Below are 26,746 nucleotides of genomic sequence, written 5' to 3'. Positions count from 1 at the left end.
TCTCCTCGGCAACGGATGTGCCGAGCGGCATTTCACTGCCCCGCAAATCGCGCACAACAAGAGGGAATTCAGATGTCCGCACCGCACACTGCACTCCTCGGCACGCTGGCAACCGCTCTGCTGGCCGCCAGCACCCTGTACGCCGCAGAACCGCTCAAAACGCTGGGTCAGCCCGAAGGCCAGCTCGACATCATTGCCTGGCCCGGCTACGTCGAGCGCGGCGACACCGATGCGAATTATGACTGGGTAACCCAGTTCGAGAAGGACAGCGGCTGCAAGGTCAACGTCAAGACCGCAGGCACTTCGGATGAGATGGTCAGCCTGATGACCAAGGGCGGCTACGATCTGGTCACCGCCTCCGGTGACGCTTCGTTGCGACTGGTCGCAGGCAAGCGTGTGCAACCCATCAACATCGCGCTGATCCCGAGCTGGAGCACCGTCGATGACCGCCTCAAGGAAGCGCCCTGGCACACGGTGGATGGCCAGCACTACGGCACGCCTTACCAGTGGGGGCCGAACGTGCTGATGTACAACACCAACGTGTTTAAACAGGCGCCGACCAGCTGGGCGACCGTGTTCGAGCCGCAGAACCTGCCGGATGGCAAACCCAACAAGGGCCGCGTGCAAGCCTATGACGGGCCGATCTATATCGCGGATGCGGCGCTGTACCTGAAGAGCACCCAACCGGAACTGGGCATCCAGGACCCCTACCTGCTCAACGAAACCCAATACGCCGCCGTGCTCACGCTGCTGCGCCAGCAGCATGCGCTGATCCACCGCTACTGGCACGACGTCACCGTGCAGATGAACGACTTCAAGAACGAGGGCGTCGCTGCTTCCAGTGCCTGGCCGTACCAGGTGAACGCGCTGCAGGCTGAAAAGCAGCCAATTGCCTCGGTGGTTCCGGTAGAAGGCGCCACCGGCTGGGCCGACACCACCATGCTGCACGCCGAAGCCAAACACCCGGTGTGCGCCTACAAGTGGATGGACTGGTCGCTGCAACCCAAGGTGCAAGGTGATCTGGCCGCCTGGTTCGGCTCGGTGCCGGCCGTGCCGGCGGCGTGCGAGGGCAACGCCCTGCTCGGCGCCGAGGGCTGCAAAACCAACGGTTTCGACAACTTCGAGAAAATCGCCTTCTGGAAAACCCCGCAAGCTGAAGGCGGCAAGTACGTGCCCTACAGCCGCTGGACCCAGGACTACATTGCGATCATGGGGGGTCGGTAACCGAGGCTGTTCGCGTGGTGGACGTCGCTTCGTCCGCCCCGAATTTCGTAGTGGTCGCTGGGCAAGACGTCATGCATGCATCTGCCGACGCTAACCAGAACAACAACCAGAACGACGTGCAGCCTGCCGCAGGCAGCTGCTTTGGGGCAGGAACATGACCTTTGCCGTGGAACTTACCGATGTCTCGCGTCTGTACGGCGAGGTCAAGGCCGTGGATCAGGTGTCGGTAGCCATTGAGGATGGTGAATTCTTCACCCTGCTGGGTCCCTCCGGTTCCGGCAAGACCACCTGCCTGCGCCTGATCGCCGGTTTCGAACAGCCCAGCTCCGGCTCCATTCGCATCCAAGGGCAGGAAGCCACCGGCCTGGCGCCCTATCAGCGCGACGTCAACACGGTGTTCCAGGACTACGCGCTGTTTCCGCACATGAGCGTGCTGGACAATGTCGCCTACGGCCTCAAGGTCAAGGGCGTCGCGCGCTCCGAGCGACACCAGCGCGCTGAACAGGCGCTGGATCAGGTCGCCCTCGGCGGCTACGGCGCGCGCAAGCCGGTGCAATTGTCCGGCGGGCAGCGGCAGCGCGTGGCGCTGGCCCGCGCCTTGATCAATCGCCCGCGGGTATTGTTGCTCGACGAGCCGCTCGGCGCGCTGGATCTCAAGCTGCGCGAGCAGATGCAGGGCGAGTTGAAGAAACTGCAACGTCAGTTGGGCATTACCTTCGTGTTCGTCACCCATGACCAGGGCGAGGCGCTGTCAATGTCGGACCGGGTGGCGGTGTTCCGGCAAGGGCGCATCGAGCAGCTGGATAGTCCGCGCAATCTGTACTTGCGCCCGGCGACGCCGTTCGTGGCCGAGTTCGTCGGCACCTCAAATGTGCTGCGTGGCAAGCTGGCCGAGCAGTTGGCCGGCTCGCCACGCCCCTTCTCGATCCGCCCGGAGCATACCCGCCTGGCCGGCAGCGAACCCTTGGCACCTGGCGAGACGGAAATCGCCGGGCAGCTCCACGATATCCAGTACCTGGGCGCTGCCACTCGCTACGAGCTGCGTCTGGACAACGGCCAAAGCTTCGCCGTCAGCCAGGCCAACAGCCAGTGGGATCGAGGCGACATTGCCTGCCAGCCGGGGCAGCGCGTTACCGCCCGCTGGGCCCGCGCCGCCATGGTGCCGCTGCGCGAGGTGCCGTCATGACAACCAGCCCGGCCACCGTGGCACCGGCCAGCCGCCCAGGCCTGCTGCGCCATCTGTCCGACCTGCTGTACCGCAAACCGATGCTGTACCTGTCGCTGCTGCTGATCCCCCCGCTGCTATGGTTCGGCATCGTCTATCTGGGCTCGCTGCTGGCTCTGCTCTGGCAGGGCTTTTACACCTTCGACGACTTCACCATGTCGGTGACGCCCGCGCTGACACTGGCCAATTTTCGGGCGCTGTTCCAGCCGGCCAACTTCGACATCATCCAGCGCACCCTGGCCATGGCCGTGACGGTGTCCCTGGCCAGCGCCCTGCTGGCCTTTCCTATCGCCTATTACATGGCGCGCTACACCACGGGGCGCATCAAGGCGTTCTTCTATATCGCGGTGATGCTGCCGATGTGGGCCAGCTATATTGTCAAGGCCTATGCCTGGACGCTGTTACTCGCCCAAGGCGGCGTGGCCCACTGGTTCGTCGAGCGCCTCGGCCTGGCGCCGGCCCTGCAGGTGATCCTCGGCATTCCGGGCATTGGCGGCAGCACCCTGTCCACCTCACACCTGGGGCGCTTTCTGGTGTTCGTCTATATCTGGCTGCCGTTCATGATCCTCCCCATCCAGGCCGCCCTCGAGCGCCTGCCGCCGTCCCTGCTGCAGGCCTCTGCCGACCTGGGCGCCCGGCCGCTGCAGACCTTCCGCCTGGTGATCCTGCCGTTGGCACTGCCGGGCATCGCTGCGGGCTCGATCTTTACCTTCTGCCTGACCCTGGGCGACTTCATCGTGCCGCTGCTGGTCGGCCCGCCGGGGTTTTTCATCGGCAACATGGTGTATGCCCAACAGGGCTCGATCGGCAACATGCCGATGGCGGCGGCCTTCACGCTAGTGCCCATCGTGCTGATTGCCCTCTACCTGTCCATCGTCAAGCGCTTGGGGGCCTTCGATGCACTCTGATAAAGCGTCCATGGGCTTGAAGCTCGCGGCCTGGGGCGGGCTGCTGTTCCTGCACTTCCCGATCCTGATCATCTTCATCTATGCCTTCAACACCGAAAGCGCCGGCTTCAGCTTTCCGCCCCAGGGCTTCACCCTGAAATGGTTCAGCCTGACCTTCGCGCGCCCCGACGTGCTGGAGGCCATCACCCTGTCGCTGCAAGTGGCTGCGATTGCCACCCTCGTCGCCCTGCTGCTCGGCACCCTGGCGGCGGCCGCCTTGTGGCGGCGCGACTTCTTCGGCAAGGAAAGCGTGTCGTTGCTGCTGGTGCTGCCTATCGCCCTGCCCGGCATCGTCACCGGCCTGGCCCTGCTCTCGGCGTTCAAATCCCTGGGCATCGAGCCCAGCATCCTGACTATCGTCATTGGCCACGCCACCTTCTGCGTGGTGATCGTTTACAACAATGTCATCGCGCGCCTGCGCCGCACCTCCTGGAACCTGATCGAAGCGAGCATGGACCTGGGCGCCGATGGCTGGCAGACCTTCCGCTACATCGTGCTGCCCAACCTCGGCTCGGCGCTGTTGGCCGGCGGCATGCTGGCCTTCGCGCTGTCTTTCGACGAGATCATCGTCACCACCTTCACCGCCGGCCATGAACGCACTTTGCCCCTGTGGCTGCTCAACCAGCTGTCGCGCCCCCGCGATGTGCCCATCACCAACGTGGTGGCGATGCTGGTGATGGTGGCGACCATGCTGCCGATCCTCGCCGCGTATTACCTGACCCGCGGCGGCGAAGGCGTGGCGGGAAGCGGCAAATGAGCGTGATTTCATCACCTAGTAGCGTCCAGCTTTCGCTGTCCCTGACACCCACAACAACTCGAGGAGTCCGACATGCAAACCCATCTGTTGATCAACGGTGAACGGGTCGCCGGCCAGGGTGAGGCCCAGGCGGTACTCGACCCAGCCCGCAATACCGAGCTGGTGCGGATTGCCGAAGCCAGTGCCGAACAGATCGATGCAGCCGTGCACGCCGCCGAAGCCGCGTTTGTCGGCTGGTCGCAAACCGTACCCCAGGAACGCGCCGCCCGCCTGCTGGCCCTGGCCGATGCCATCGACACCCATGCCGACGAACTGGCCCGCCTGGAGTCGCAAAACTGCGGCAAGCCCTACGCCGCCGCGCGCAACGACGAATTGCCGGCCATCGCCGATGTGTTCCGTTTTTTTGCCGGCGCCAGTCGCTGCCTGCACGGCTCGGCGGCCGGCGAGTACCTGCCCGGCCACACATCGATGATCCGCCGCGACCCGATTGGCGTGGTCGCCTCCATCGCGCCGTGGAATTACCCGCTGATGATGGCCGCCTGGAAACTCGCCCCCGCCTTGGCCGCCGGCAACTGCGTGGTACTCAAGCCTTCCGAGCAGACGCCGCTGACCGCGCTGCGCCTGGGCGAGCTGATGGCTGGGATTTTCCCGCCCGGGGTGGTGAACATCGTCTTCGGGCGTGGTAGCAGCGTCGGCGAGACCCTGGTCAATCATGACAAGGTGCGCATGCTGTCGCTGACCGGCTCGATCCCTACCGGTTCGCACCTCATCGCCGCCAGCGCCCCGCGCATCAAACGCCTGCACATGGAGCTGGGCGGCAAGGCGCCGGTGATCATTTTCGATGACGCCGACCTCGACGCCGCCGTGGAAGGCATTCGCACCTTCGGCTTCTACAATGCTGGCCAGGATTGCACCGCGGCCTGCCGCATCTATGCCCAGAAAGGCATCTACGAGAAATTCGTCGCGGCGCTCGGCGCAGCGGTGAGCACACTCAAACATGGACTGCAGGACGATTCCGCCACCGAACTCGGCCCGTTGATCAGCGACAGCCAGCGCCAGCGCGTCACCGGGTTTGTCGAGCGCGCCAGCGCCTTGTCGCATATCGAAGTGGTCACTGGCGGCAAGGCGCCGGGCGATGCCGGCTTTTTCTTCCTGCCTACGGTGCTGGCCGGCGCCCGCCAAAACGATGAAATCGTCAGCCGCGAAGTGTTCGGCCCGGTGGTCTCGGTCACCCCGTTCGACGACGAAGCCCAGGCCTTGGCCTTCGCCAACAACTCCGACTACGGCCTGGCCTCCTCGGTGTGGACCCGCGACGTCGGTCGCGCCCATCGCCTGGCCGCCCGCCTGCAGTACGGCTGCACCTGGATCAACACGCACTTCACCCTGGTCAGCGAAATGCCCCACGGCGGCATGAAGCTGTCCGGCTACGGCAAGGACCTGTCGATGTACGGGCTGGAGGATTACACCGCGGTGCGGCACATCATGATCAAGCATTGATACGGGGCCGATACTGCCGGCCCCGCGCCGCATTAACAGCCCTTTTAGCGAATCGGCGTATCCCGGCTCGCCGCCCGCACGTACTGTCCCGGCCAGGGCACCGCCTTGTCGCGCAGGTAATCGGCGGCATGCAACGGCCAGTAGGGGTCGCGCAGCAGTTCGCGGGCCAGCAGAATCAGGTCGGCCTGGCCGGTGCGCAGCACATGCTCGGCCTGGGCCGCCTCGGTGATCATGCCCACCGCGCCCGTGGCGATCCCGGCTTCGCGGCGTACACGTTCGGCGAACTGGGTCTGATAGCCGGGCCCGATGGGAATTTCCGCATTCGCCGAGGTGCCGCCCGAGGACACGTCGATCAGATCGACGCCCAAGGCTTTCAGCCGACAGGCCAGCTCCACCGTCTCGTCCGGGTTCCAGCCATCTTCCACCCAGTCGGTGGCCGACAGGCGCACGAACACCGGCAACTCTTCGGGCCATACCTGACGCACCGCCTGGGTCACTTCAAGCAACAGGCGGATGCGATTCTCGAACGAACCGCCGTACTGGTCCTGCCGGCGGTTGGAAAGTGGCGACAGGAATTGGTGCAACAGATAGCCGTGGGCGGCATGCAGCTCGACGACCTTGAATCCAGCGGCCAGCGCCCGTTCGGCGCCCTGCACGAAGGCCTGGATGATCTCGGCCACGCCTGCTTCATCCAGCGCCGTGGGCGCCACATACTGGGGATCGAAGGCGATCGCCGACGGCCCGACTGGTGTCCAGCCGCCTTCGGCCACCGGCACGCTGCCATGCTTGCCGCTCCAGGGCCACCAGGTGCCGGCCTTGCGCCCGGCATGGGCCAGCTGAATGCCGGCCACTGAACCCTGGGACTCGATAAACGCGGTGATGCGGCGCAGCGGTTCGATCTGCTCATCGTTCCACAGGCCCAGATCACGGGCGGAAATGCGCCCTTCCGGGCGTACCGCTGTCGCTTCAAAAATCACCAGCCCGGCACCGCCCACCGCGCGGCTGCCCAGATGTACCAAGTGCCAATCGGTGGCCAGGCCGTCTACCTCGGCGGAGTACTGGCACATGGGCGACACGACGATACGATTGGGCAGGGTCAACTGGCGCAAGGTGAGGGGCTGAAAAAGTAGTGACATGGCGGGCCTCGTCGGCTGGCGGAAGATGACAGACATCCTCCAATTAAAGACCGCTTCGGGTCAGTGGCCGAACTGCCGGTGCATACCTGAGCAGTTCATGCGTGGGGCAATTTCGCCATGCTGCGGGTGCGAGCATGGGCGAAGCAATGCCGGGGATAGTCCCCTCTGCGGCAAGATTGAGCAACCCACAGCGTCGCCGCGACACCGCTGGTCAGCCCCACCGGCGGGGTGATTTCGGCCGGTCAACACTCTACGCATGCCGGCCTGCAGCCAACTGCGAGACACGGCATCCGCCACCGTGCCTGGAGCCCGCCCATGAACATCTGTCTCAGCCGCATCACTTTCCTCACCCTGCTTCTGCTTAGCGGCCTGGCGCAGGCCGCCGACGACGTGCGCGCCGTGATTGACGGTTACATGACCGCCTGGAACGCCCATGACGCACAGAAAGCCGCCGCCTACCTAGCCGAGGATGCGGTGTATTTCGACGCCACGGTCGGCACGCCGCAGAATGGCCGAGCCGCCGCTCGCGACAACGTGATTGCGGTGTTCATCACGGCTGTGCCCGATCTGAAATGGGAGATGACCAGCGCGCCCCTCGTGGCTCCCGATGGCATCGCCTTCCAGTGGCGGTTCAGCGGCACCAACAGCGGCCCCTGGAGCGCGGAAACGCCTGCCACCGGCAAGCCCCTTTCCTTCGAGGGCGTCAGCTTCATCCGCATCGAGAACGGTCAGATCACCTACCAGGGCGACTATTACGATGCGCTGGGCTTCAACAAACAGCTGGGCTGGTAGAGACCTGGCGGGCTAAACCTGCGCGAATCAGCGCGGCGCGATATGTGATACCAGCAATTGCACGCTTTCCCGCCCACGGAACTCGTTGACGTCCAGTTTGTAGGCCAGCTCGACCCAGCGCACGGTGGGGTTGGGCCATTGCTCGCGGTCGATGTTGAAGGCGATGCCGTCCAGGCTCAGCGAGCCGCACTCGGTGCGCACCACCATCTTCAGGTGTTTTTCACCCACCAGCCGCTGCTGCTCCAGCTGGAATACGCCATGGAACAACGGCTCGGGAAAGTGCTGCCCCCAAGGGCCGGCATGGCGCAGCGCGCGGGCCAGCTCCAAGTGGAACTCCGTGGCGGAGAGCTGGCCGTCGGACAATAGTCGGCCGGTCAGATCGACCTCATGCAACTGGCGCCGAACTTCGGCATCGAACGCGGCGGCGAACGCGGCAAAATTTTCTTCCGGCAAGGAGAGCCCGGCCGCCATGGCATGGCCGCCGAACTTGCTGATCAAGCCCGGATGCCGAGCAGCCACAGCGTCCAGCGCATCGCGAATATGAAAGCCCGGCACCGAGCGGGCCGAGCCCTTGAGCATGCCTTCCCCGGCATCGGCGAAAGCAATCGTCGGCCGGTGATAGCGCTCCTTCATCCGCGAGGCGAGGATGCCGATGACCCCCTGGTGCCATTCCGCCTCGAACAGGCACAGGCCGAACGGCATCTCGTCCAGTGGCAGGTCCTTCAATTGCGCCAGGGCTTCGCGCTGCATGCCCTGCTCGATGGCCTTGCGGTCCTGGTTGAGCTGATCGAGCTGCACGGCCATGTCGCGGGCCAGGGTCTCGTCCTCGCAGAGCAGGCATTCGATACCCAGGCTCATGTCATCCAGCCGGCCGGCCGCATTTAGGCGTGGGCCAATGATAAAACCCAGATCCGTCGAGGTAATGCGTTCCGCCTGCTTGCCGGCCACCTCAAGGATCGCCTTGAGGCCCGGTCGCGCACGACCGGCCCGGATACGCGCCAGTCCCTGGTGAACCAAGATGCGATTGTTGGCATCCAGCGGCACCACGTCGGCGACACTTCCCAGCGCCACCAGATCAAGCAGCTCGGCCAGGTTCGGCTCGGCCAGACGTGGCTCGGAGCGCCCGGTGCGGGCGAACCAGCCCAGCTCGCGCAAGCGCGCCCGCAAGGCGAGCAAGACATAGAAGATCACCCCGACCCCGGCCATCGCCTTGCTCGGGAAGCCGCAGCCCGGCTGGTTGGGGTTGACGATGGCGTCCGCCGCCGGCAACTCCGCGCCAGGCAGGTGGTGGTCGGTGATCAGCACCTTGAGGCCGGCCGCCTTGGCCGCCGCCACGCCATCCACGCTGGAAATGCCGTTGTCCACGGTGATCAGCAGATCGGGCTGGCGTTGCAGGGCCACCGCGACGATTTCCGGCGTCAGGCCATAGCCGTAGTCGAAACGATTAGGCACCAGGTAATCGACATGGGCGACCCCGAGCAGGCGCAAGCCGAGCACACCGACGCAGCTGGCGGTGGCGCCATCGGCGTCGAAGTCGCCCACGATGAGGATGCGCTGGCGCTGCTCCAATGCCTCCACCAGCAAGGCGACAGCCACGTCGATGCCAGCCAGTTGTTGATACGGAATCAACCGCGCCAGTGCCTTGTCCAGCTCGGCGGCCGATTGCACGCCACGGGCGGCATACAGGCGGGTCAGCAAAGGAGGCAGCTCGCCCAGATCGGGCAGGATGTCGGGCAACGGACGGGGATCGATACGCATGGGTAACTCAGGGATTCGTCAGGTATGGAGTGGAGTGCTCAGGCATCCAGCGGATGGAAATCAGCGTTCGCCGACCAGCCACTCAAGGGGAATTTCATGCTGGCCGCGCTCGTCGGTGATGAACAGTTCACCGTCGCTGATCATCACGCTCCAATTCAGCGAACGTGGCAGGTCGCGAGCCAGGTTTTCCAAGGACTCCGGCTGCACCGCTACCACGCTGAGGTTCTTCAGGTTGCTGACCGCATCCAACTCCTTGCCCTGCCAGACACGCAGATTGCCATAGGCGACCAGGCTGACGCGCTCGGTGCGTCGCGAACACCAGGTCATACGCTCCGCATCCGGCTGGCCGACTTCGATCCAGTGCAGCACGCGATCATCCAGGCTCTTTTCCCAAAGGGCCGGCTCGTCGACATCCGACAGGCCGCGACCGAAGGCCAGCTGTTCGCTGTACCACAAGGCATAGGCAATCAGCCGCGCGCTCATGCGCACCTCGGTCTCCGAGGGGTGGCGGGCGACGGTGAAACGCAGGTTTTCGTAGACGTTCCTGTCCATGTCGGTCAGGTTCATTTCGATCTTGTACGGAGTGGCTTGCAGGGCCATGGGCGGGCTCTTGGCTATCAGAAAGCCGGCAAGTCTACTCCGAAAGCGCACCAGGCAGGACGCCAAGCGATGACACGGTCAATTGCCGTGCGCACCCGCCGTGGCCGGAATCGTTACGTAGGCGGATTCCGGCCCAGGGGCATATGACGCAGACTCACGCCGCGTAAGGCTTGACCCGGTCGCTGTGACGCAGGGAGGCGAGCACTTCCGGCGCCGTGCAACCACCTGCGACCAGCAAGTCGCGACGCACGCCATCGAGCACATCAGCCAGTAATTCCGGTTGGGTGAGCTGCTGGGTATTCAGGACCCGCTGGATCAACAGCTCGCCCGCATCGTCCATCAACATCAGCACGCGCCCGCCATCGGGACGCTGTGGTCCCAGGGAAACATTGTAGGGAGCCAATCCGGCGATTAACGCCTGTCCTGTGCTGTCCATTTGTTACTCCTCATAACTCATTGAAAAACTGCGATTTTTTGACCCTGGAGAGGTTGTTAAGTTCTCCATCCAGAGAACGCGCCATCAATGCAGCCCTTCCACTCTGGAGCCCAACAGCGCATCAGGTCACACTCACACCTCTTTCAACGCTAAGCGTAGCCTCATGCTGTTGTCCCATCCTACCCAGGCGCCCGACGCCACCCTCGTCACTGATATTCGGGATTACCCTGAATGGCATCAGGGCCGCCTGCGCTATGCCGTCTGGATAGTGCCAATCAACTGTCCGGCCCTACTCTCGCACATCCACACCCTGCAAACGCAGTTGAGCGATCTGCTGCATGCCACCCGTCGCCAGGCGCACCTGACCCTGTTTGTATGCGGCTTCGAGCAGACTCAGGCCGTGGCTGACGACGACTTCACGCCCGAGCAGCTGCGACAGCAAATGGAAGGCCTCGGCCAGGTGCAAAGTCCGCCCTGCACCTTGGAGATCGGCCCACCGGACAGCTTCGCCAGCGCCGCGTTTCTGCCGGTTTTCGATGACCGGGGGCATCTACAGCGCTGGCGGACAGCCCTGGGGCAGAGCTGCCGAGAAGTGCGGCAGTCCGCCTATGTGCCGCATATCACGTTGGGTTTGTACAAGCGGCGGATCGGTGCCGATGAGCTGCGTCAGCGCCTGGCACAGTTGCCAGTACCGGCTAATTCACAGCTCAACATTGAGGAGCTTCACTACGCCACCTATGAGAGCCGCGACTTATTTGGCCCCCTAGACACTCAGCGACGCATTCCGCTGGGCTAAAGCAGTGTCAAACCGCGCAGAGCCTTTCCGCTGCTTGGCGCAAGGTTTCCTCGCGCTTGGCGAAGCAAAAACGCACCAGGCGCAAGTCTGCTGGCGGACTCTGATAGAACACCGACACCGGGATGCTCGCCACGCCATGCTCACGCGTCAGCCATTGAGCCATCTCAATGTCGTTGAGATCCGGGCGGATCTTCGAATAATCGGCAATCTGGAAATACGTGCCCGGCGTCGGCGTAAAACCAAAGCGTGAGCCGGCCAGTAGCTCGCAGAACAGATCGCGTTTGGCCTGATAGAACGCCGGCAGCTCGGTGACATGCTCGGGGTGTTCGGTCATGAATTCGGCCAGCGCCCACTGCAGGGGCGTGACGCCCGTGAAGCTGACGTATTGATGAACCTTGCGCAGCTCGGCGGTGAGTGCCGGCGGTGCCACCACGTAGCCGGTCTTCCAGCCAGTGACGTGGTAGGTCTTGCCGAACGAGCTCACCACCAGTGCGCGCGCATACAGCTCTTCATGGCGCAGCACGCTGGCATGCTCGCGGCCGTCATAGACCAGATGCTCATAGACCTCGTCACTGAGCAGGTAAATGTCCTCGCGTCCGCGCAGCAACGCGGCGAGCCGATCCAGATCGGCATGCTCGAGCAAAGCACCGCTGGGGTTGTGCGGCGTGTTAAGCACGATCATCCGCGTGCGCGGGGTGATGGCATCGGCCAGGCGCTGCCAGTCGATGCTGAAAGTCGGCGGGCTCAGGTGCAGGTGGACGCAGCGGCCGCCGGCCAACTCCACCGCCGGCTCATAACTGTCATAGCAGGGGTCGAAGACGATGACTTCATCGCCTGCACGCACCAGCGCCTGGATGGCGCAGAACAGACCTTGGGTGGCACCGGGGGTAATGGTGATGTCCGTATCGGCACTCACCTGCCGGCCATACAGACGGCTGATCTTGGCGGCCACCTGCTCACGCAAGGCAGGCAACCCGGTCATAGGAGCGTACTGGTTGTGTCCGGCCATGACATGTCGACCCACCGCTTCGCGCAGCGCTTGCGGGCCATCAAAGTCGGGGAAACCCTGGGACAGGTTGAGCGCGCCGGTCTGCGCCGCGAGCTGGGACATGGTGGTGAAGATGGTGGTGCCAACGTGGGGCAGTTTGCTCTGGATCATGGCCTTGGACTTCAATAACCGAAGACGGTAAAGAGTGTCGAGGATAGCCGATCCGCCCTCCCCGGCGCAGCGCTGCCAGCTATGAAATATCGACCGAAGCTTAGAACGTAAAAGGGGTGAAGCCCATCGCAGGACTTCACCCCTCTCTGTACATCACTCGCAATGGTTACTTCTTGTCGCGACGCTTTTTCTCGGCTTTCTTGTGGTGGCTCATCAGCCGGCGTTTCTTGTTCACCTGGCGGTCGGTGAGGGTGTTCTTGTTTTTCTCGTAGGGGTTTTCACCGCCCTTGTACTCGATGCGAATCGGCGTGCCGACCAATTTGAGTACCCGCCGGAATGTGTTTTCTAGGTAACGGGAGTAGGACTTGGGCACCGCGTCGACCTGGTTGCCATGGATCACGATCAGCGGCGGGTTGGCGCCACCCAGGTGGGCGTAGCGCAGCTTGATGCGCCGGCCGTTGACCATCGGCGGTTGGTGCTCTTGCACGGCGTCTTCGAGGATCTGCGTCAGGCGATTGGTCGGCCAGCGGGTCACCGCCGAGGTGAACGAGGCCTGCACCGACTTGTACAGATTGCCCACCCCCGTGCCGTGCAATGCCGAGATGAAGTGGATATCGGCGAAGTCGACGAAGAACAACCGGCGCTCCAGCTCGGTCTTCACATAATCGCGTTCCTTGGGGTCCATGCCATCCCACTTGTTCAGCGCGATGACCAGCGCACGGCCGGTTTCCAGCACGAAGCCAAGCAGATTAAGGTCGTGTTCGACCACCCCTTCACGCGCGTCCATGACGAAGATCACCACGTTGGCGTCCTGGATCGCCTGCAGGGTCTTGACCACGGAGAACTTTTCCACCGCTTCGAAGATCTTGCCGCGCCGGCGCACACCGGCGGTGTCGATCAGCGTGTATTTCTCGTCGCCACGCTCAAAGGGAATGTAGATGCTGTCGCGGGTGGTGCCGGCCTGGTCATAGACGATGACCCGCTCCTCGCCCAGCATGCGGTTGACCAGCGTCGACTTGCCCACGTTGGGTCGGCCGATGATGGCGATCTTGATGCCGTCTTTCTCGCTGGGTCCCGGAATGCGCTTGGCTTCCTGGCCCGGGGCGACGATTTCAGCCTCTTCGTCTTCAGCCTCCGCTTCATCGCTGGCAAAGATCCCCAGCGCGGCATCCAGCATGTGACTGATCCCGCGCCCGTGAGCGGCGGCGATTGGTAGCGCATCGCCCAGGCCCAACGGGCTGAACTCGGCGCGAGCCAGGTCCGGATCGACAGTGTCGACCTTATTGGCAACCAGAAAGCAGCGCTTGTTTCGCTTGCGCAAATGCTCGGCGATCATCTGATCCGCAGCGGTCAGGCCGGCGCGCGAGTCGACCATGAACAGCACGGCATCGGCTTCTTCGATGGCCTGCAGCGATTGCTCGGCCATCTTGGCATCAATGCCTTCCTCGTCGCCGGAGATACCCCCGGTATCGATGACGAGGTAGGTTTTACCCTGCCATTTGGCCTCGCCATATTGGCGGTCGCGGGTCAGCCCGGCGAATTCAGCCACGATGGCGTTACGGGTTTTGGTCAGGCGGTTGAACAGGGTCGATTTGCCCACATTGGGACGGCCAACCAAGGCGATTACGGGAACCATACGGCTCTCCACTGCGATAATTCAGAAAACACAAAGGCCGCTGCAAGGGCAGCGGCCAGCAATTTTAAAAGCCTGCCGAAGCAGACGGCCGTTCCGCACAGCCCGGATGAATCCAGGCCGGCGCTCGGCTTACTTGATGGTCAAGCCCACCAGTTTTCCACTGTTGCCATAGGCATACAGCCAGCCGCCCACGACCAGCGGCCGGGCGCGCAGGCCGTCGCTGTCGATACGAGTGCGGGCCACGAAGCGACCATCCACCTGGCTGATCAGGTGCAGATAGCCTTCCAGATCGCCCACCGCAACGTAACTGGAAAATACTTCCGGCGCCGACAGCTGACGACGCGCCAAGCCATCATTGCTCCACAATGCCGACGTCGAACGCTCGTCGATACCTTCCACGGTGCCATCGGCCTGGCTCACATAAACGCTGCCGAAGCCCTGGGCGACACCGACGTAACTGGACGCCTCGCGCTGCCAGAGGATACGACCACTGTTCTGCTCCAGAGCGGCGACACGGCCTTGATAGGTCACCACGTACAGATTACCGCCCGACAGCAGCAAGCCGCCGTCGATATCCACTACCCGCTCCAGCTCGGAACGGCCCTGCGGCACCGCGATGCGCTGCTCCCAGACCGGCATGCCTCGACGGGTATCCACGGCAATTACCTTGCCAGTGGACAGGCCGGCAAAGGCCAACTGGTTGGTGACCAGCGGGGCACCGGTACCGCGCAACGTCAGCACCGCCGGGGTGTTGTCGTAAATCCAGCGCTGTGTGCCGTCGCTTGCCTCCAGGGCGATCAGCCGATCGTCCTGAGTTTGTACGACGACTACATCGCCATTGGTGGCCGGTGCGGAAAGCACCTCACTGGTCACCTGCGCACGCCATCTGCGCTCGCCACTGCCGCTGTCCAGGGCAATCACCTCACCCTTGAGCGTACCGACCAGCACCAGGCCATTGCCGGCACCGACGCCACCGGACACCGGCACGTTGAGGTCCTTCTTCCACTGCACCTTGCCGGTGGTGCGATCCATGGCCACCACACGACCTTTGACATCGGCAGCGAAAATCAGCTCACCGTCCACTGCTGGCGTCAGCATGCTGTAGTTGTCGCCCTGACCACTGCCGATGGAACGGCTCCATACCTTGCGCAGCTGAATCTCCGCTTCGAACTTCGGCAACTCGGCCGGCGGTAATTCCTTCTTGCTCGAGCTACCACAGCCGGCGACCAGAACGGTCACGGACAGCAGCACAGCGTAGGTCAAGGCTTTCACAGTCAGACGCCTCCGTCAGCGAGATCGTCCAGCTTGAGTTGCAGCTCGCCGGCCGCTGCATTGTCACGCAGCGCCGCCTTGGCCTTGTTATAGGCGGTACGGGCATCCTCCGCACGGCCCAGCTGGACCAGCAGATCGCCTTTGACTTCCTCACGGCCTGCCTGGAACGCTGCACTGACATTGCCATCCAGCAAGGCCAAGCCTTCCTCTGCCTTGCCTTGGGCCGCCAGGATGCGAGCCAGGCGCTGGCGTGCCAGCTCGCCCACTTCCGCATCGGCCGGATCATCCAGCACAGGGCGCAACTCATTCACCGCATCGTCCAGCTTGCCGGCTTCGACGGCCACCTTGGCCACGAACAGGCTGCCGTACTGGGCGTAGTGAGTGCTGCCGAAATCATTTTTCAACTGGGCCGCCAACTCAGCGACACGTGCGGTGTCCACCGGTGCGTTCGGATTCAGCACGGTATCCAGCAGTTGCTGATAGAGCATGGATGCTCCATTGGCCTGATTGACCTGATGCTTCTGCCACGCCTGCCAGCCAAACACCAGGGCCAGAGCCAGAATGCCGCCGGTCAACAAGGGTTTGCCGTTGCGCTGCCACCAGTCCTTCAACTGCGCAATCTGCTCGTCTTCGGTCATGCTCACCCAACTTCTCCTTTTTCGTTATCGGCCGCGGTCTTGCACCAGACCCGCCAGATGGCCGGCCAGCGCATCCCAGGCAATGCTTTGTTGTTCGCTGTCATCACGCAGCGGCTTGCAGCCCACCACGCGCTTGGCCAGCTCATCCTCACCAAGGATAAGGGCAAATTGCGCGCCACTCTTGTCAGCTTTCTTGAATTGACTCTTGAAGCTGCCGGCACCGGCGTTGACCAGCACGCGCAAGCCCGGAAGCGTATCACGCAGCTGCTCGGACAACGCCAGGGCGGCCAGCTCGGCCGGCTCGCCGAAGGCGCAGATATAGGCATGTGCCGGACGCGACAGTTCCGCAGGAACCTGCTGCAGCGTTTCCACCAGCAGTACCAGGCGCTCCACACCCATGGCAAAACCCACGCCCGGGGTCGGCTTGCCACCGAACTGGCTGATCAGCCCGTCGTAGCGACCACCGGCACACACGGTGCCCTGGGAACCCAGCTTGTCAGTGATCCACTCGAACACGGTGCGGCCGTAATAATCCAGGCCACGCACCAGTTTCGGGTTGATTTCGTAAGCTATGCCCAGCACATCCAGGCGCGACTTGAGGCCCTCGAAGTGGCTGCGCGAATCTTCATCGAGATACTCGAGCAAGGTCGGCGCATCGGCCAGCAGGGCCTGGGTCTGGGCATTCTTGCTGTCCAGAATGCGCAGCGGATTGGTGGTCAGGCGGCGCTGGCTGTCTTCGTCGAGCTGATCGAAGCGCTGTTGCAGGTAAACCACCAACGCATCGCGGTAGGCCGCACGGGCCTCGCTGGAGCCCAGGCTGTTGAGTTGCAGGGTCACCGCGTCGGCGATGCCGAGTTTCTTCCACAGCCGCGCCGTGAGCACGATCAGCTCGGCGTCGATGTCCGGACCCGGCTGATTGAACACTTCCACGCCGATCTGGTGAAACTGCCGATAACGGCCTTTCTGCGGCTTTTCATAGCGGAACATCGGGCCGAGATACCAGAGTTTCTGCACCTGGCCGCCACCCGAAAGACCATGCTCCAGCACGGCACGCACGCAACCGGCGGTGCCTTCGGGACGCAGGGTCAGGGACTCTTCGTTGCGGTCCAGGAAGGTGTACATTTCCTTGTCGACCACATCAGTCCCTTCGCCAATGCCGCGGGCGAACAGTTCGGTGTATTCAACGATCGGCAAGCGGATCTCGCTGTAGCCGTAGCTGTCCAGCAGCTCGGAAAAGGTACTCTCCAGATAGCGCCATACCGGTGTTTGTGCCGGCAGGATGTCATTCATGCCACGAATGGCTTGCAGGGTCTTGCTCAAGTTCGTTCCTTAAATCAGCTGCGGACGATCAGCGAAGCATCGGCTTCCAGCTTTTCGGCGGCTTTGCGGCGGATCAAGCGCTCAAGCTCATCCACCAGATTGTCATTAACCATCTTGTGTGCGGGTTTACCGTCGATATAGACGAGGTTGGGCGAGCCGCCGGTCAGGCCGATATGCGCCTCCTTGGCTTCGCCGGGGCCATTGACCACACAGCCGATCACCGCCACATCCATCGGCACCAGCAGGTCTTCGACCCGCTGCTCCAGCTCGTTCATGGTCTTGACCACGTCGAAGTTCTGCCGTGAGCAACTGGGACAGGCAATGAAATTGATGCCCCGCGAGCGTAGGCGTAGCGACTTGAGAATATCGAAACCGACCTTGATCTCTTCCACCGGATCGGCTGCCAGCGAGATCCGGATGGTGTCGCCAATGCCCTCGGCGAGCAGCATGCCCAGGCCGACGGCGGACTTCACCGTACCCGAGCGCAAGCCGCCGGCTTCGGTGATGCCCAGGTGCAGCGGCTGCTCGATCTGGCGGGCCAGCAGTCGGTAGGCTTCAACGGCCATGAACACATCGGACGCCTTCACACTGACCTTGAAGTCGGGGAAATTCAGCCGATCCAGGTGCTCGACATGACGCAGCGCGGATTCAACCAACGCTTCGGGCGTCGGCTCGCCGTATTTCTTCTGTAAATCCTTTTCCAGAGAGCCCGCATTGACGCCAATGCGGATCGGAATGCCTCGATCACGGGCGGCTTCGACCACGGCGCGCACCCGGTCTTCGCGACCGATGTTGCCCGGGTTGATACGCAGGCAATCGACACCCAGTTCGGCCACACGCAGGGCAATCTGGTAGTCGAAATGAATATCGGCCACCAGCGGCACCTTGACCTGCTGCTTGATGCGACCAAACGCCTCGGCGGCGTCCATGTCCGGTACCGAGACGCGCACGATGTCGGCACCCGCGGCTTCCAGGCGCTGGATCTGCGCCACCGTAGCAGGCACATCATGGGTGTCGCTATTGGTCATGCTCTGCACCGCAATCGGCGCATCGCCGCCAACCGGCACCGCGCCCACCCAGATTTTGCGGGACAGGCGACGTTTGATGGGGGATTTGCTATGCATGATTGTCCAGCTCTATTGGCCCAGCTTCAATGTCGCGGTTTGGCCACGCATGAAGGGGACCACATTGACGTTCTCACCGTTGTAACTGACTTGCACGCCGCGCGCGTAGCCCAGGCGAACTTCCAGCGGCGCCTTGCCGCGGACCTCCAGCGTTTCGCCGGGACGCTTGAGTGCGCTCGCAAGCACCTTGCCATCTGCATCGGCAACGCGAGTCCAGCATTCTTCGGTAAATTGCAGCACCAGCGTGCCCTGATCATCGGCAACGGCCACGGGCGTTTCTTCTACCGGCGCTTCCTCGATCGGCTCAGCCTCAACCGAGGCCAAGGGAGCCGGCTCACCCGCTAACAGGTCGATAGGCACCTGGGCCGCTTCCACGGCCTGATCTTCCAATTCATCCAGCGGATGAATCTGCGTGCTGCCATCTGCGCTTTCCACTTCCACATGCTCAATCGGCCTGGCGGCTTGTTCCTGCGGGGTCGCGGCATAACGCTCTTGCCACCACAGCGCACCAGCACCAATCATGATCAACAGCAACACCACCACTCCGGCACGCAGCATGGTTCGCGACAGGCGCGAGGGCTCTTCGATACGGCCCAAGCTGTGCAAATTGCTGGCCACGGGAGTGGAGCCCGTTATCACGTCGAAATCATGCACCAACTGATTCTGGTCCAAGCCCAGCAGCTTGGCATAGGCGCGGACATATCCACGCGCAAAGGTCAGGCCAGGCAGCTTGTCGAATTGACCAGTCTCCAGATAGGTCAGGGCATCCGTGCTCAGGTGAAGCTGCATGGCCACATCCGACTTCAGCCAGTTACGGCCTTCACGGGCTGCACGCAAAGCCTCGCCAGGATGTCCCGGGGAAGTCGCTTCGGATTCAGGATACGACGTGTTCATCATTGCTCCGTCAGAAATAGCCGATATTCCTGCGAGGCAGGATACAAGCGCTTGAGCTGAAGACCATAGCTGGCCGCCTTGTCTGGGTCAGCGAAGACTTTGGCCAGGCGGATGCCCAACAACAGGCTACGGGCATTTTGCTCCGACAAGGTAGTGAAACGCTCGTAATAATTGCGGGCTGGTATGTATTCGCGTTTTTCGTACGAAATGACGGCCATTTCGAGCAAGGCGCGCGGCTGCCTCGCATTCAGGCGCAAAGCACGCTGAAAATGCTCTTCGGCCTGAGCCGGCTTGCCCATGGCACGGGCCGTCATGCCAAGGTTTTCGAACACCCGCGACCGCTCGCCATACAGCGTGTCCTGGCTGGCCTGACGAAAGCGTTCATAGGCCTGTGCATAGTGGCCACGCTCGAACAGGAAGGTCCCGTAATTGTTGAGGATCCGCGCATCGCCGGACCGACCGGTCAGCGCCTTGCGGTAATGTTGGTCGGCCAGCTGCGGTTCCATCTGAGTTTGAAACAGCAGGGCCAGTGCGGCATGGGCATCGGCACTGTTGGGGTCCAGCTCCAACGCCTTGCTCAACGGCGCCTTGGCGCGCTCGCTGGCGCCTTGCTGCAGGTAGCCGATGCCCAACTGGATATAGGCATCGCGGGCTTCATCGCGCCCCTGGCTGGTGCTCATCGGATTGTGACTGCCACCGGTCATGCATCCGGCCAACAGCCCGGCAAACAAAACAAGCAGCGCAATGCGCGGGAACATGCACTCACTCCCTCAGGGACGACTGGTGGTGCCGCGCTGCTCGCTGGCGTCAACGCTCAGTTCGCGCACGGCGATATATCGCTCGCTGCGCCGGGTGCGATCCTGCACTTTGCCGACCAATTGACCGCACGCCGCATCAATGTCGTCTCCGCGCGTGGTGCGCACCGTGACATTGTGTCCAGCCTGCTGCAGTTGGTCCTGGAAGCGGCGGATGGCATTGTTGCTCGGCCGCTCATACCCGGAATACGGGAAGGGATTAAACGGGATCAGGTTGATTTTGCAAGGAATATCCTTGAGCAATGCGATCATCTGCGCAGCATGCTCAGGCTGATCGTTCACATCCTTGAGCAGGGTGTACTCGATCGTCAGGTAACGCTTGTCACCCAGACGGGCAATGTAGTTCTGGCAAGCCTTGAGTACGACTGCCAGTGGATACTTCTTGTTGATCGGCACCAACTGGTTGCGCAACTCATCGTTGGGTGCATGCAGCGACAGGGCCAGCGCTACGTCAGTCACTTCGCCGAGCTTGTCGATCATCGGCGCCACGCCAGAGGTAGACAGCGTCACCTTGCGTTTGGAAATGCCGTAACCGAGGTCGTCCATCATGATGTTCATGGAGGCGACCACGTTGTCGAAGTTGAGGAGCGGCTCGCCCATGCCCATCATCACCACGTTGGTGATGGCACGGTCGATCTTCGCCGGCACGGTGCCGAACGACTTGTTGGCGACCCAGACTTGGCCGATGATTTCGGCAGCGGTCAGGTCGCTGTTGAATCCTTGCTTACCGGTGGAGCAGAAACTGCAATCCAGCGCGCAGCCAGCCTGGGAAGAGACACACAGGGTGCCGCGCCCATTGGCGGGGATATAGACAGTCTCGACACAGCTGCCGGACGCCACGCGCACCACCCATTTGCGAGTGCCGTCGCTGGAAATGTCCTGGCTGACTACTTCGGGACCGCGAATCTCGGCGCGGGCCTTGAGCGTTTCGCGCAAGGCCTTGCCGAGATTGCTCATGGCATCGAAATCATCAACGCCAAAGTGGTGAATCCATTTCATCACCTGACCGGCACGGAAGCGCTTCTCGCCAATCGACTCGAAGAACTGTTCCAGTTGCGGCTGGGTCAGACCCAGCAGGTTGACTTTGCCGGCAGTGGTAATGGTCATGGCTTCACCCTCTCGCTATCGTGATCAGCGAATGCGGTTGCACAGCTCGGTAGCGGCGAAGAAGTAGGAGATTTCACGCGCTGCGGACTCTTCGGAGTCGGAACCGTGAACGGCGTTTTCGTCGATGGAGACAGCGAAATCAGCGCGAATGGTACCGGCAGCCGCTTCCTTCGGGTTAGTGGCGCCCATCAGTTCGCGGTTTTTCAGGACGGCGTTTTCGCCTTCCAGAACCTGAACGATAACCGGGCCGGAGGTCATGAAAGCAACCAGATCCTTGAAGAAGCCGCGCTCGCTGTGCTCGGCGTAGAAACCGGCAGCTTCGCGCTCGGACAGCTGAACCATCTTGGAAGCGACAACGCGCAGACCGGCCTTTTCAAAACGAGTAGTGATTTCACCGATGACGTTTTTGGCGACGGCGTCGGGCTTGATGATGGAGAAAGTGCGTTGAACAGCCATGGGAAACTCCAAGAGGCGGGATGGGTTGATGCGGAAAATTGAACCGGCGGATTATACGCACAACCGCAGGCTCTAGCCATAAGCGGCACATGATCGACGACGGCCTGAAAACACAATGTCGGGTTGGCGAACCAAACCCGACATCGAGATGCGCAGCGTTATACCTGCGACTGCTATTCCAGCTCTTCGATCCAGGCGGCCTGGATCGCTTCCAGCACTTTTTCGCCGCCGCGCTGAGGGTCGTCGCTGAACTCGGGCAGCTCGGTTACCCAACGATGCAGGTTGACGAAGTTGACCTGACGCGGATCGATTTCAGGTTTGCTCTCAGCCAACTGAATGGCAATTTCCAATACATCTACCCACTTCAGACTCATAATCGCCTCAATGCCCTTCAGATACCTGGTTAATGGTGTACTTGGGAATTTCCACGACCAGATCCCTATCAGCCACAACAGCCTGGCAGGACAGGCGCGACTGAGGCTCAAGCCCCCACGCCTTGTCCAGCATGTCGTCTTCCAGCTCATCGGACTCTTCCAGCGAGTCGAATCCTTCACGAATCACGACGTGACAGGTGGTGCAGGCGCAGGACTTTTCGCAAGCATGTTCGATTTCGATGCCGTGACGCAGAGCGGCATCCAGCACGGTCTCACCTACTTGCGCCTCGATAACGGCGCCTTCCGGGCATTGTTCAGCATGGGGCAGAATAATGATCTGCGGCATAGTGCTTATTCCTCGATATCGTTGAGCTGCCGTCCGGCCAGTGCGGCCTTGACGGTGGCATCCAGCCGGCGAGCGGCAAAGGCGTCGGTAATCTGGGTCAGGCGCTGGGTCTGCTGCTCGATGGCCACGCCATCATCGCTGTCTTGCAGCGCACGTAGCGCATCCATCTCGGCATCAATGGCCTGACGCTCCTCGGGGTCCAGCAGACGCTCGCCATCGGCCTGCAGAGCCGCCTCCACAGCCTCGAGCAGGCGCTGCGCATCAACCTGATGCTCGGCCAAGGCGCGGGCAACCTTGTCGTCACCCGCATGTTGAAAGGAGTCCTGCAGCATGCGCGCAATTTCTCCATCGGTCAGCCCGTAGGACGGCTTGACCTGGATACTCGCCTCAACACCGGAACTCAGCTCCCGCGCCGCAACACTGAGCAGACCGTCGGCATCCACCTGGAAGGTCACGCGGATCTTTGCCGCACCGGCCACCATCGGCGGGATGCCGCGCAGCTCGAAGCGCGCCAGTGAGCGACAATCCTTGACCAGCTCACGCTCGCCCTGCAGCACCTGAATCACCATGGCCGTCTGGCCATCTTTATAGGTGGTGAAGTCCTGAGCGCGGGCTGCCGGAATGGTGGTATTGCGCGGAATGACCTTCTCCATCAGCCCGCCCATGGTTTCCAGGCCGAGGGACAAGGGGATCACATCCAACAGCAGCAGCTCGTCGCCACTACGATTGCCGGCCAGGGTATCGGCCTGAATCGCCGCGCCAATGGCCACGACTTGATCCGGATCGATGTCCGCCAACGGGGTGTGGCCGAACAGCTCGCCCACCACTTCGCGCACACGCGGCACACGGGTCGAACCACCAACCATGACCACTGCGGTCACGTCTTCGATCCCCAACTCAGCATCACGCACAGCGCGCCGGCAGGCTTTCAGGCTGCGAGCGATCAGCGGATCGATCAGCGCATGAAACTGGCTATGACTCAGCTCGCCTGACCAATCGGCGTACTCGACAGTGACACTGTCACGCTCGGTCAAGGCCTCTTTGGCCGCACAGGCGATCTGCAGCAAGCGCCGCTGGGTGCCGGGATCGAGGTTAGTCGACAGATCCGCCTGCTCGATGATCCAGCCGGCAATCGCATGGTCGAAGTCGTCACCACCCAGCGCACTATCACCACCGGTAGCCAGCACTTCGAAGACGCCCTTGGAAAGCCGCAGGATGGAAATATCGAACGTACCACCGCCCAGGTCGTAGATCGCGATCAGCCCTTCGGCCTGCTTGTCCAGACCATAAGCCACGGCGGCGGCAGTCGGCTCGTTGAGCAAGCGCAGCACATTGAGCCCGGCCAGACGCGCGGCATCCTTGGTGGCCTGACGCTGGGCATCATCGAAGTAAGCCGGCACCGTGATCACGGCGCCAACCAAGTCGCCACCGAGGGTTTGTTCGGCACGCTGGCGCAAGGTGCGCAAAATCTCAGCGGAAACTTCAACCGGGCTTTTCGGCCCCTGCACCGTATCGATGAAGGGCATGTGCGACTCGCCCTCACTGAAACGGTAGGGCAACTGCTCACCCAATTGCTTGATGTCGGCCAGCCCGCGCCCCATGAAGCGCTTGACCGAAACCACGGTATTCAATGGATCGCTGGCAGCCGCCGCCTTGGCACCATGACCGACCTCAACGCGATCGGCGTGGTAGCGCACGGCCGACGGCAACAGGAATTTCCCATCAGCGTCGGGCAGCGGCGCGGCACTGCCGCTGCGCAATGCAGCGACCAGCGAGTTGGTGGTACCCAGGTCGATACCCACGGCCAGTCGGCGCTGGTGGGGTTGGGGAGCCTGTCCGGGTTCGGCGATCTGCAGTAAAACCATGCTTGCCTGCGTGTCGGATGCCGCGCCACAGCGCGGGAATTAATCGTCGAGGCGCTCTTCGAGCTGACGCACCTCATGGGTGAGCTTGTCGAGAAACTGCATGCGGCGCACCAGTCGCTCAGCCTGCTCGCGCTGGGCGGACTCGCGCCAGCAGCTGGCAAAGCTGTCTTCGAGCTGTTCCTGGGCTGCTTTCAAGCGTTTCTTGAAGGCCGCCACACCGCCCAGATCGGCGCTGTCTTGCAAGTCCTCCAACTCCTCACGCAACTGAATCTGCTGCATGAGGAACTCCGGGTCTTGCACCGTCACTTCCAGCGCAAGCTCATGACCTCCGATACCCAGGAGATAACGCGCCCGTTGCGGCGCGCTCCTGAGTACCTGATAGGCTTCATTGAGGCTTGCCGAGCGCTCCAGCGCCTGGCGCTGCTCCGCGGCAGTCGCATTGGCGAAGCGATCGGGGTGCATGCTTCGGGCCAGCTCGCGATAACGCACAGCCAGCGCCGAAAGATCAATGCGAAAGTCCGGCTGCAGATCGAACAGGGCGAAGTGACAAGGCTTGACCACGAACAACCTCAGATATTGAAGCTCTCGCCGCAGCCACACTCGCCACGCACGTTGGGGTTGTTGAACTTGAAGCCCTCGTTGAGCCCTTCGCGGGTGAAATCCAGCTCGGTGCCATCGAGGTAAACCAGGCTCTTCGGGTCAATGATGACGCGGACGCCATGGCTCTCGAACACTTGATCCTCAGGCTTCAGCTCGTCGACAAACTCCAGCACATAGGCCAGACCGGAACAGCCAGTGGTACGCACGCCCAGACGAACACCTTCGCCCTTGCCGCGACCTTCCAGGGAGCGGCGCACGTGTTGTGCAGCCGCTTCAGTCATGCTGATTGCCATGACGCCCTCCTCAGAGCAGACCCTTCTTGTGCTTGTAGTCGCGCACGGCCGCCTTGATGGCGTCCTCGGCGAGTACCGAGCAGTGAATTTTCACCGGCGGCAGGGCAAGCTCTTCAGCGATCATGGTGTTTTTCAGCGCAGCAGCTTCATCCAGGGTTTTGCCCTTCATCCACTCGGTGGCCAGCGAGCTCGAGGCAATCGCCGAGCCGCAACCGTAGGTCTTGAACTTGGCGTCTTCGATGACGCCTGCGTCGTTGACCTTGATCTGCAGGCGCATCACGTCACCACAGGCCGGAGCGCCGACCATGCCGGTGCCGATATTCGGATCTTCGGCATCAAACTTGCCAACGTTGCGCGGGTTTTCGTAGTGGTCGATGACCTTTTCACTGTAAGCCATGGTGCAATTCCTCTCTGTTCACGGGCGGGCGTCTGGGATAGCGTCTTAGTGCGCTTGCCATTCAACCTTACTGAGGTCGACGCCCTCTTTGTACATATCCCACAGCGGCGACAATTCACGCAGCTTGACCACCGCTTCGCGAACCTTCTGTGCGGCGTAATCGATATCTTCTTCGGTGGTGAAGCGGCCAAAGGTAAAGCGAATAGAGCTATGCGCCAGCTCATCGTTACGGCCCAGGGCACGCAGCACGTAGGACGGCTCCAGGGAAGCCGAGGTACAGGCCGAACCGGACGACACCGCCAGGTCCTTGAGGGCCATGATCAGCGACTCGCCTTCGACGTAGTTGAAGCTCAGGTTCAGGTTGTGCGGCACACGCTGGGTCATACTGCCGTTGACATAAAGCTCTTCCATGTCTTCGACCTGCCGCATGAAACGCTCGCGCAGCGCCAGTACGTGAGCGCGGTCTTGCTGCATGTCTTCCTTGGCGATACGGAAGGCCTCCCCCATGCCGACGATCTGGTGAGTCGCCAGCGTACCGGAACGCATGCCACGTTCGTGACCGCCGCCATGCATCTGCGCTTCCAGGCGTACGCGCGGTTTACGGCGTACGTACAGCGCACCAATGCCTTTGGGGCCGTAGGTCTTGTGGGCGGAGAAGCTCATCAGATCGACCTTCATCTTTTCCAGGTCGATCTCCACCTTGCCGGTGGATTGCGCGGCATCGACGTGGAACAGCACGCCACGCGAACGGGTCAGCTCGCCAATGGCGGCGATGTCGTTGACGGTACCGATTTCGTTATTGACGTGCATGATCGAGACCAGAATGGTGTCTTCACGCAGGGCGGCCTCAACCATGGCCGGGGTTACGATGCCATCTTCACCTGGCTCAAGGTACGTGACCTCAAAACCTTCGCGCTCCAATTGGCGCGTGCTGTCCAGCACTGCCTTGTGCTCGATCTTCGAGGTAATGATGTGCTTACCCTTGCTGGCGTAGAAGTGCGCCACACCCTTGATGGCCAGGTTGTCCGACTCGGTGGCCCCGGAGGTCCAGACGATTTCGCGCGGATCGGCATTGACCAGGTCGGCGACCTGACGGCGAGCGTTTTCCACGGCTTCTTCGGATTTCCAGCCAAAGACGTGGGAGCGCGAAGCCGGGTTACCGAAGTTGCCTTCCATGGTCAGGCAGTCGCACATCAATTTCGCCACACGGGGATCCACCGGGGTCGTGGCAGAATAATCGAGGTAAATCGGCAATCTCATCGAGTATCTCCTATCAGGCAGC

At 62.2% G+C, this 26,746-nt stretch carries 28 protein-coding genes; 7 read left to right on the top strand and 21 right to left on the bottom strand.

All coding sequences use genetic code 11. From position 1 onward, the window contains the following. Positions 1-72 precede the first annotated feature (72 nt). The 5 genes from ydcS to H9642_RS04680 all read left to right on the top strand — a co-directional run bounded on the left by ydcS (position 73) and on the right by H9642_RS04680 (position 5,650). Positions 73-1,224: a putative ABC transporter substrate-binding protein YdcS gene (gene ydcS, locus H9642_RS04700; protein ID WP_251835230.1), complete on the top strand. Its 1,152-nt coding sequence runs from the start codon at positions 73-75 to the stop codon at positions 1,222-1,224. Positions 1,225-1,378: 154 nt separating this feature from the next. Beyond that, on the top strand, positions 1,379-2,410 hold the full coding sequence (locus H9642_RS04695) for an ABC transporter ATP-binding protein (RefSeq protein WP_251835229.1): 1,032 nt from the start codon (positions 1,379-1,381) through the stop codon (positions 2,408-2,410). Further along, entirely contained in the window at positions 2,407-3,357 is a 951-nt protein-coding gene (locus H9642_RS04690; protein WP_251835228.1) for an ABC transporter permease, read from the top strand. Before H9642_RS04695 ends, H9642_RS04690 begins: the two co-directional genes overlap by 4 nt. Further along, the gene (locus tag H9642_RS04685; protein ID WP_251835227.1) at positions 3,347-4,153 is read left to right on the top strand and encodes an ABC transporter permease; all 807 of its coding nucleotides are present in this window, start codon (positions 3,347-3,349) and stop codon (positions 4,151-4,153) included. The genes H9642_RS04690 and H9642_RS04685 overlap by 11 nt, the downstream gene beginning before the upstream one ends. 72 nt (positions 4,154-4,225) lie before the next feature. Then, positions 4,226-5,650, top strand: coding sequence for a gamma-aminobutyraldehyde dehydrogenase (locus H9642_RS04680; protein ID WP_251835226.1), 1,425 nt, complete (start codon positions 4,226-4,228; stop codon positions 5,648-5,650). 44 nt (positions 5,651-5,694) lie between these two features. On the opposite strand, the gene H9642_RS04675 is transcribed toward H9642_RS04680, so the two are convergent. Beyond that, positions 5,695-6,786, bottom strand: a complete 1,092-nt coding sequence (locus H9642_RS04675; RefSeq protein WP_251835225.1) for an NADH:flavin oxidoreductase/NADH oxidase — start codon at positions 6,784-6,786, stop codon at positions 5,695-5,697. Between the two features lie 315 nt (positions 6,787-7,101). Here H9642_RS04675 and H9642_RS04670 point away from each other — a divergent pair, with 315 nt between their 5' ends. Then, positions 7,102-7,578 carry an ester cyclase gene (locus H9642_RS04670; protein WP_251835224.1) on the top strand — a complete coding sequence of 159 codons (477 nt, stop codon included), beginning with the start codon at positions 7,102-7,104 and terminating at the stop codon, positions 7,576-7,578. A gap of 27 nt (positions 7,579-7,605) precedes the next feature. Here the strand turns inward: H9642_RS04670 and recJ are convergent, their stop codons facing one another. The 3 genes from recJ to H9642_RS04655 form a co-directional block, all read right to left on the bottom strand. Then, a complete protein-coding gene (gene recJ / locus H9642_RS04665; protein WP_251835223.1) occupies positions 7,606-9,336 on the bottom strand; it encodes a single-stranded-DNA-specific exonuclease RecJ in 1,731 nt (576 codons plus the stop codon). A 60-nt stretch (positions 9,337-9,396) separates the two neighbouring features. Beyond that, positions 9,397-9,936, bottom strand: a complete 540-nt coding sequence (locus H9642_RS04660; protein WP_251835222.1) for a YaeQ family protein — start codon at positions 9,934-9,936, stop codon at positions 9,397-9,399. A gap of 154 nt (positions 9,937-10,090) precedes the next feature. Then, the gene (locus tag H9642_RS04655) at positions 10,091-10,372 is read right to left on the bottom strand and encodes a DUF3509 domain-containing protein (RefSeq protein ID WP_251835221.1); all 282 of its coding nucleotides are present in this window, start codon (positions 10,370-10,372) and stop codon (positions 10,091-10,093) included. Between the two features lie 163 nt (positions 10,373-10,535). On the opposite strand from H9642_RS04655, the gene H9642_RS04650 reads away from it, so the two are divergent. Continuing rightward, positions 10,536-11,168, top strand: coding sequence for a 2'-5' RNA ligase family protein (locus H9642_RS04650; protein ID WP_251835220.1), 633 nt, complete (start codon positions 10,536-10,538; stop codon positions 11,166-11,168). A 7-nt stretch (positions 11,169-11,175) separates the two neighbouring features. On the opposite strand, the gene H9642_RS04645 is transcribed toward H9642_RS04650, so the two are convergent. The 17 genes from H9642_RS04645 to H9642_RS04565 all read right to left on the bottom strand — a co-directional run bounded on the left by H9642_RS04645 (position 11,176) and on the right by H9642_RS04565 (position 26,724). Next, entirely contained in the window at positions 11,176-12,327 is a 1,152-nt protein-coding gene (locus tag H9642_RS04645; RefSeq protein ID WP_251835219.1) for a pyridoxal phosphate-dependent aminotransferase, read from the bottom strand. A 166-nt stretch (positions 12,328-12,493) separates the two neighbouring features. Continuing rightward, positions 12,494-13,963 carry a ribosome biogenesis GTPase Der gene (gene der, locus H9642_RS04640; RefSeq protein ID WP_251835218.1) on the bottom strand — a complete coding sequence of 490 codons (1,470 nt, stop codon included), beginning with the start codon at positions 13,961-13,963 and terminating at the stop codon, positions 12,494-12,496. A gap of 129 nt (positions 13,964-14,092) precedes the next feature. Continuing rightward, positions 14,093-15,235, bottom strand: coding sequence for an outer membrane protein assembly factor BamB (gene bamB, locus H9642_RS04635; RefSeq protein WP_251835217.1), 1,143 nt, complete (start codon positions 15,233-15,235; stop codon positions 14,093-14,095). Positions 15,236-15,237: 2 nt separating this feature from the next. Beyond that, complete coding sequence (locus tag H9642_RS04630; RefSeq protein ID WP_251835369.1) at positions 15,238-15,873, bottom strand: YfgM family protein; 636 nt, start codon at positions 15,871-15,873, stop codon at positions 15,238-15,240. A gap of 24 nt (positions 15,874-15,897) precedes the next feature. Further along, positions 15,898-17,193 (bottom strand): histidine--tRNA ligase, encoded by a 1,296-nt coding sequence (hisS, locus tag H9642_RS04625; RefSeq protein WP_251835216.1) that lies wholly within the window; start codon positions 17,191-17,193, stop codon positions 15,898-15,900. A gap of 14 nt (positions 17,194-17,207) precedes the next feature. After that, complete coding sequence (gene ispG, locus H9642_RS04620) at positions 17,208-18,317, bottom strand: flavodoxin-dependent (E)-4-hydroxy-3-methylbut-2-enyl-diphosphate synthase (RefSeq protein ID WP_251835215.1); 1,110 nt, start codon at positions 18,315-18,317, stop codon at positions 17,208-17,210. Between the two features lie 12 nt (positions 18,318-18,329). Beyond that, complete coding sequence (locus H9642_RS04615) at positions 18,330-19,211, bottom strand: RodZ domain-containing protein (RefSeq protein ID WP_251835214.1); 882 nt, start codon at positions 19,209-19,211, stop codon at positions 18,330-18,332. Next, positions 19,211-19,969 (bottom strand): type IV pilus biogenesis/stability protein PilW, encoded by a 759-nt coding sequence (gene pilW, locus H9642_RS04610; RefSeq protein WP_251835213.1) that lies wholly within the window; start codon positions 19,967-19,969, stop codon positions 19,211-19,213. The genes H9642_RS04615 and pilW overlap by 1 nt, the downstream gene beginning before the upstream one ends. Before the next feature lie 12 nt (positions 19,970-19,981). After that, a complete protein-coding gene (rlmN, locus tag H9642_RS04605; protein ID WP_251835212.1) occupies positions 19,982-21,133 on the bottom strand; it encodes a dual-specificity RNA methyltransferase RlmN in 1,152 nt (383 codons plus the stop codon). A 24-nt stretch (positions 21,134-21,157) separates the two neighbouring features. Further along, positions 21,158-21,589, bottom strand: coding sequence for a nucleoside-diphosphate kinase (gene ndk, locus H9642_RS04600; protein WP_251835211.1), 432 nt, complete (start codon positions 21,587-21,589; stop codon positions 21,158-21,160). Between the two features lie 173 nt (positions 21,590-21,762). Beyond that, positions 21,763-21,963, bottom strand: a complete 201-nt coding sequence (gene iscX, locus H9642_RS04595; protein WP_251835210.1) for a Fe-S cluster assembly protein IscX — start codon at positions 21,961-21,963, stop codon at positions 21,763-21,765. Between the two features lie 7 nt (positions 21,964-21,970). Next, on the bottom strand, positions 21,971-22,309 hold the full coding sequence (gene fdx, locus H9642_RS04590; protein WP_251835209.1) for an ISC system 2Fe-2S type ferredoxin: 339 nt from the start codon (positions 22,307-22,309) through the stop codon (positions 21,971-21,973). Between the two features lie 5 nt (positions 22,310-22,314). After that, positions 22,315-24,174 (bottom strand): Fe-S protein assembly chaperone HscA, encoded by a 1,860-nt coding sequence (gene hscA, locus H9642_RS04585; protein ID WP_251835208.1) that lies wholly within the window; start codon positions 24,172-24,174, stop codon positions 22,315-22,317. 39 nt (positions 24,175-24,213) lie between these two features. Then, a complete protein-coding gene (gene hscB / locus H9642_RS04580) occupies positions 24,214-24,735 on the bottom strand; it encodes a co-chaperone HscB (RefSeq protein WP_251835207.1) in 522 nt (173 codons plus the stop codon). Positions 24,736-24,743: 8 nt separating this feature from the next. Beyond that, the gene (gene iscA, locus H9642_RS04575) at positions 24,744-25,067 is read right to left on the bottom strand and encodes an iron-sulfur cluster assembly protein IscA (RefSeq protein WP_251835206.1); all 324 of its coding nucleotides are present in this window, start codon (positions 25,065-25,067) and stop codon (positions 24,744-24,746) included. Positions 25,068-25,077: 10 nt separating this feature from the next. Then, positions 25,078-25,464, bottom strand: a complete 387-nt coding sequence (gene iscU / locus H9642_RS04570) for a Fe-S cluster assembly scaffold IscU (protein WP_251835205.1) — start codon at positions 25,462-25,464, stop codon at positions 25,078-25,080. Between the two features lie 45 nt (positions 25,465-25,509). Next, positions 25,510-26,724 carry an IscS subfamily cysteine desulfurase gene (locus H9642_RS04565; protein WP_251835204.1) on the bottom strand — a complete coding sequence of 405 codons (1,215 nt, stop codon included), beginning with the start codon at positions 26,722-26,724 and terminating at the stop codon, positions 25,510-25,512. Positions 26,725-26,746: the final 22 nt, after the last annotated feature.

Source organism: Serpens gallinarum (genome assembly GCF_014836765.1).
GTDB classification, from domain to species: Bacteria; Pseudomonadota; Gammaproteobacteria; order Pseudomonadales; family Pseudomonadaceae; genus Serpens; species Serpens gallinarum.
Note: the sequence above shows the minus strand (reverse complement) of the source record. Positions and strands in the feature narration are given on the sequence as shown.

Bases quoted from the DNA above. Each gene is read 5' to 3' on its own strand.
- H9642_RS04650 (WP_251835220.1), top strand. From the start codon at position 10,536: ATGCTGTTGTCCCATCCTACCCAGGCGCCCGACGCCACCCTCGTCACT.
- H9642_RS04695 (WP_251835229.1), top strand. From the start codon at position 1,379: ATGACCTTTGCCGTGGAACTTACCGATGTCTCGCGTCTGTACGGCGAG.
- H9642_RS04690 (WP_251835228.1), top strand. From the start codon at position 2,407: ATGACAACCAGCCCGGCCACCGTGGCACCGGCCAGCCGCCCAGGCCTG.
- iscU (WP_251835205.1), bottom strand. From the start codon at position 25,464: ATGGCTTACAGTGAAAAGGTCATCGACCACTACGAAAACCCGCGCAAC.
- iscA (WP_251835206.1), bottom strand. From the start codon at position 25,067: ATGGCAATCAGCATGACTGAAGCGGCTGCACAACACGTGCGCCGCTCC.
- der (WP_251835218.1), bottom strand. From the start codon at position 13,963: ATGGTTCCCGTAATCGCCTTGGTTGGCCGTCCCAATGTGGGCAAATCG.
- hscA (WP_251835208.1), bottom strand. From the start codon at position 24,174: ATGGTTTTACTGCAGATCGCCGAACCCGGACAGGCTCCCCAACCCCAC.
- H9642_RS04615 (WP_251835214.1), bottom strand. From the start codon at position 19,211: ATGAACACGTCGTATCCTGAATCCGAAGCGACTTCCCCGGGACATCCT.
- rlmN (WP_251835212.1), bottom strand. From the start codon at position 21,133: ATGACCATTACCACTGCCGGCAAAGTCAACCTGCTGGGTCTGACCCAG.
- H9642_RS04565 (WP_251835204.1), bottom strand. From the start codon at position 26,724: ATGAGATTGCCGATTTACCTCGATTATTCTGCCACGACCCCGGTGGAT.
- pilW (WP_251835213.1), bottom strand. From the start codon at position 19,969: ATGTTCCCGCGCATTGCGCTGCTTGTTTTGTTTGCCGGGCTGTTGGCC.
- H9642_RS04660 (WP_251835222.1), bottom strand. From the start codon at position 9,936: ATGGCCCTGCAAGCCACTCCGTACAAGATCGAAATGAACCTGACCGAC.
- H9642_RS04670 (WP_251835224.1), top strand. From the start codon at position 7,102: ATGAACATCTGTCTCAGCCGCATCACTTTCCTCACCCTGCTTCTGCTT.
- H9642_RS04680 (WP_251835226.1), top strand. From the start codon at position 4,226: ATGCAAACCCATCTGTTGATCAACGGTGAACGGGTCGCCGGCCAGGGT.
- fdx (WP_251835209.1), bottom strand. From the start codon at position 22,309: ATGCCGCAGATCATTATTCTGCCCCATGCTGAACAATGCCCGGAAGGC.
- ydcS (WP_251835230.1), top strand. From the start codon at position 73: ATGTCCGCACCGCACACTGCACTCCTCGGCACGCTGGCAACCGCTCTG.
- H9642_RS04675 (WP_251835225.1), bottom strand. From the start codon at position 6,786: ATGTCACTACTTTTTCAGCCCCTCACCTTGCGCCAGTTGACCCTGCCC.
- recJ (WP_251835223.1), bottom strand. From the start codon at position 9,336: ATGCGTATCGATCCCCGTCCGTTGCCCGACATCCTGCCCGATCTGGGC.
- iscX (WP_251835210.1), bottom strand. From the start codon at position 21,963: ATGAGTCTGAAGTGGGTAGATGTATTGGAAATTGCCATTCAGTTGGCT.
- H9642_RS04685 (WP_251835227.1), top strand. From the start codon at position 3,347: ATGCACTCTGATAAAGCGTCCATGGGCTTGAAGCTCGCGGCCTGGGGC.
- H9642_RS04645 (WP_251835219.1), bottom strand. From the start codon at position 12,327: ATGATCCAGAGCAAACTGCCCCACGTTGGCACCACCATCTTCACCACC.
- ispG (WP_251835215.1), bottom strand. From the start codon at position 18,317: ATGCATAGCAAATCCCCCATCAAACGTCGCCTGTCCCGCAAAATCTGG.
- H9642_RS04655 (WP_251835221.1), bottom strand. From the start codon at position 10,372: ATGGACAGCACAGGACAGGCGTTAATCGCCGGATTGGCTCCCTACAAT.
- H9642_RS04630 (WP_251835369.1), bottom strand. From the start codon at position 15,873: ATGACCGAAGACGAGCAGATTGCGCAGTTGAAGGACTGGTGGCAGCGC.
- ndk (WP_251835211.1), bottom strand. From the start codon at position 21,589: ATGGCTGTTCAACGCACTTTCTCCATCATCAAGCCCGACGCCGTCGCC.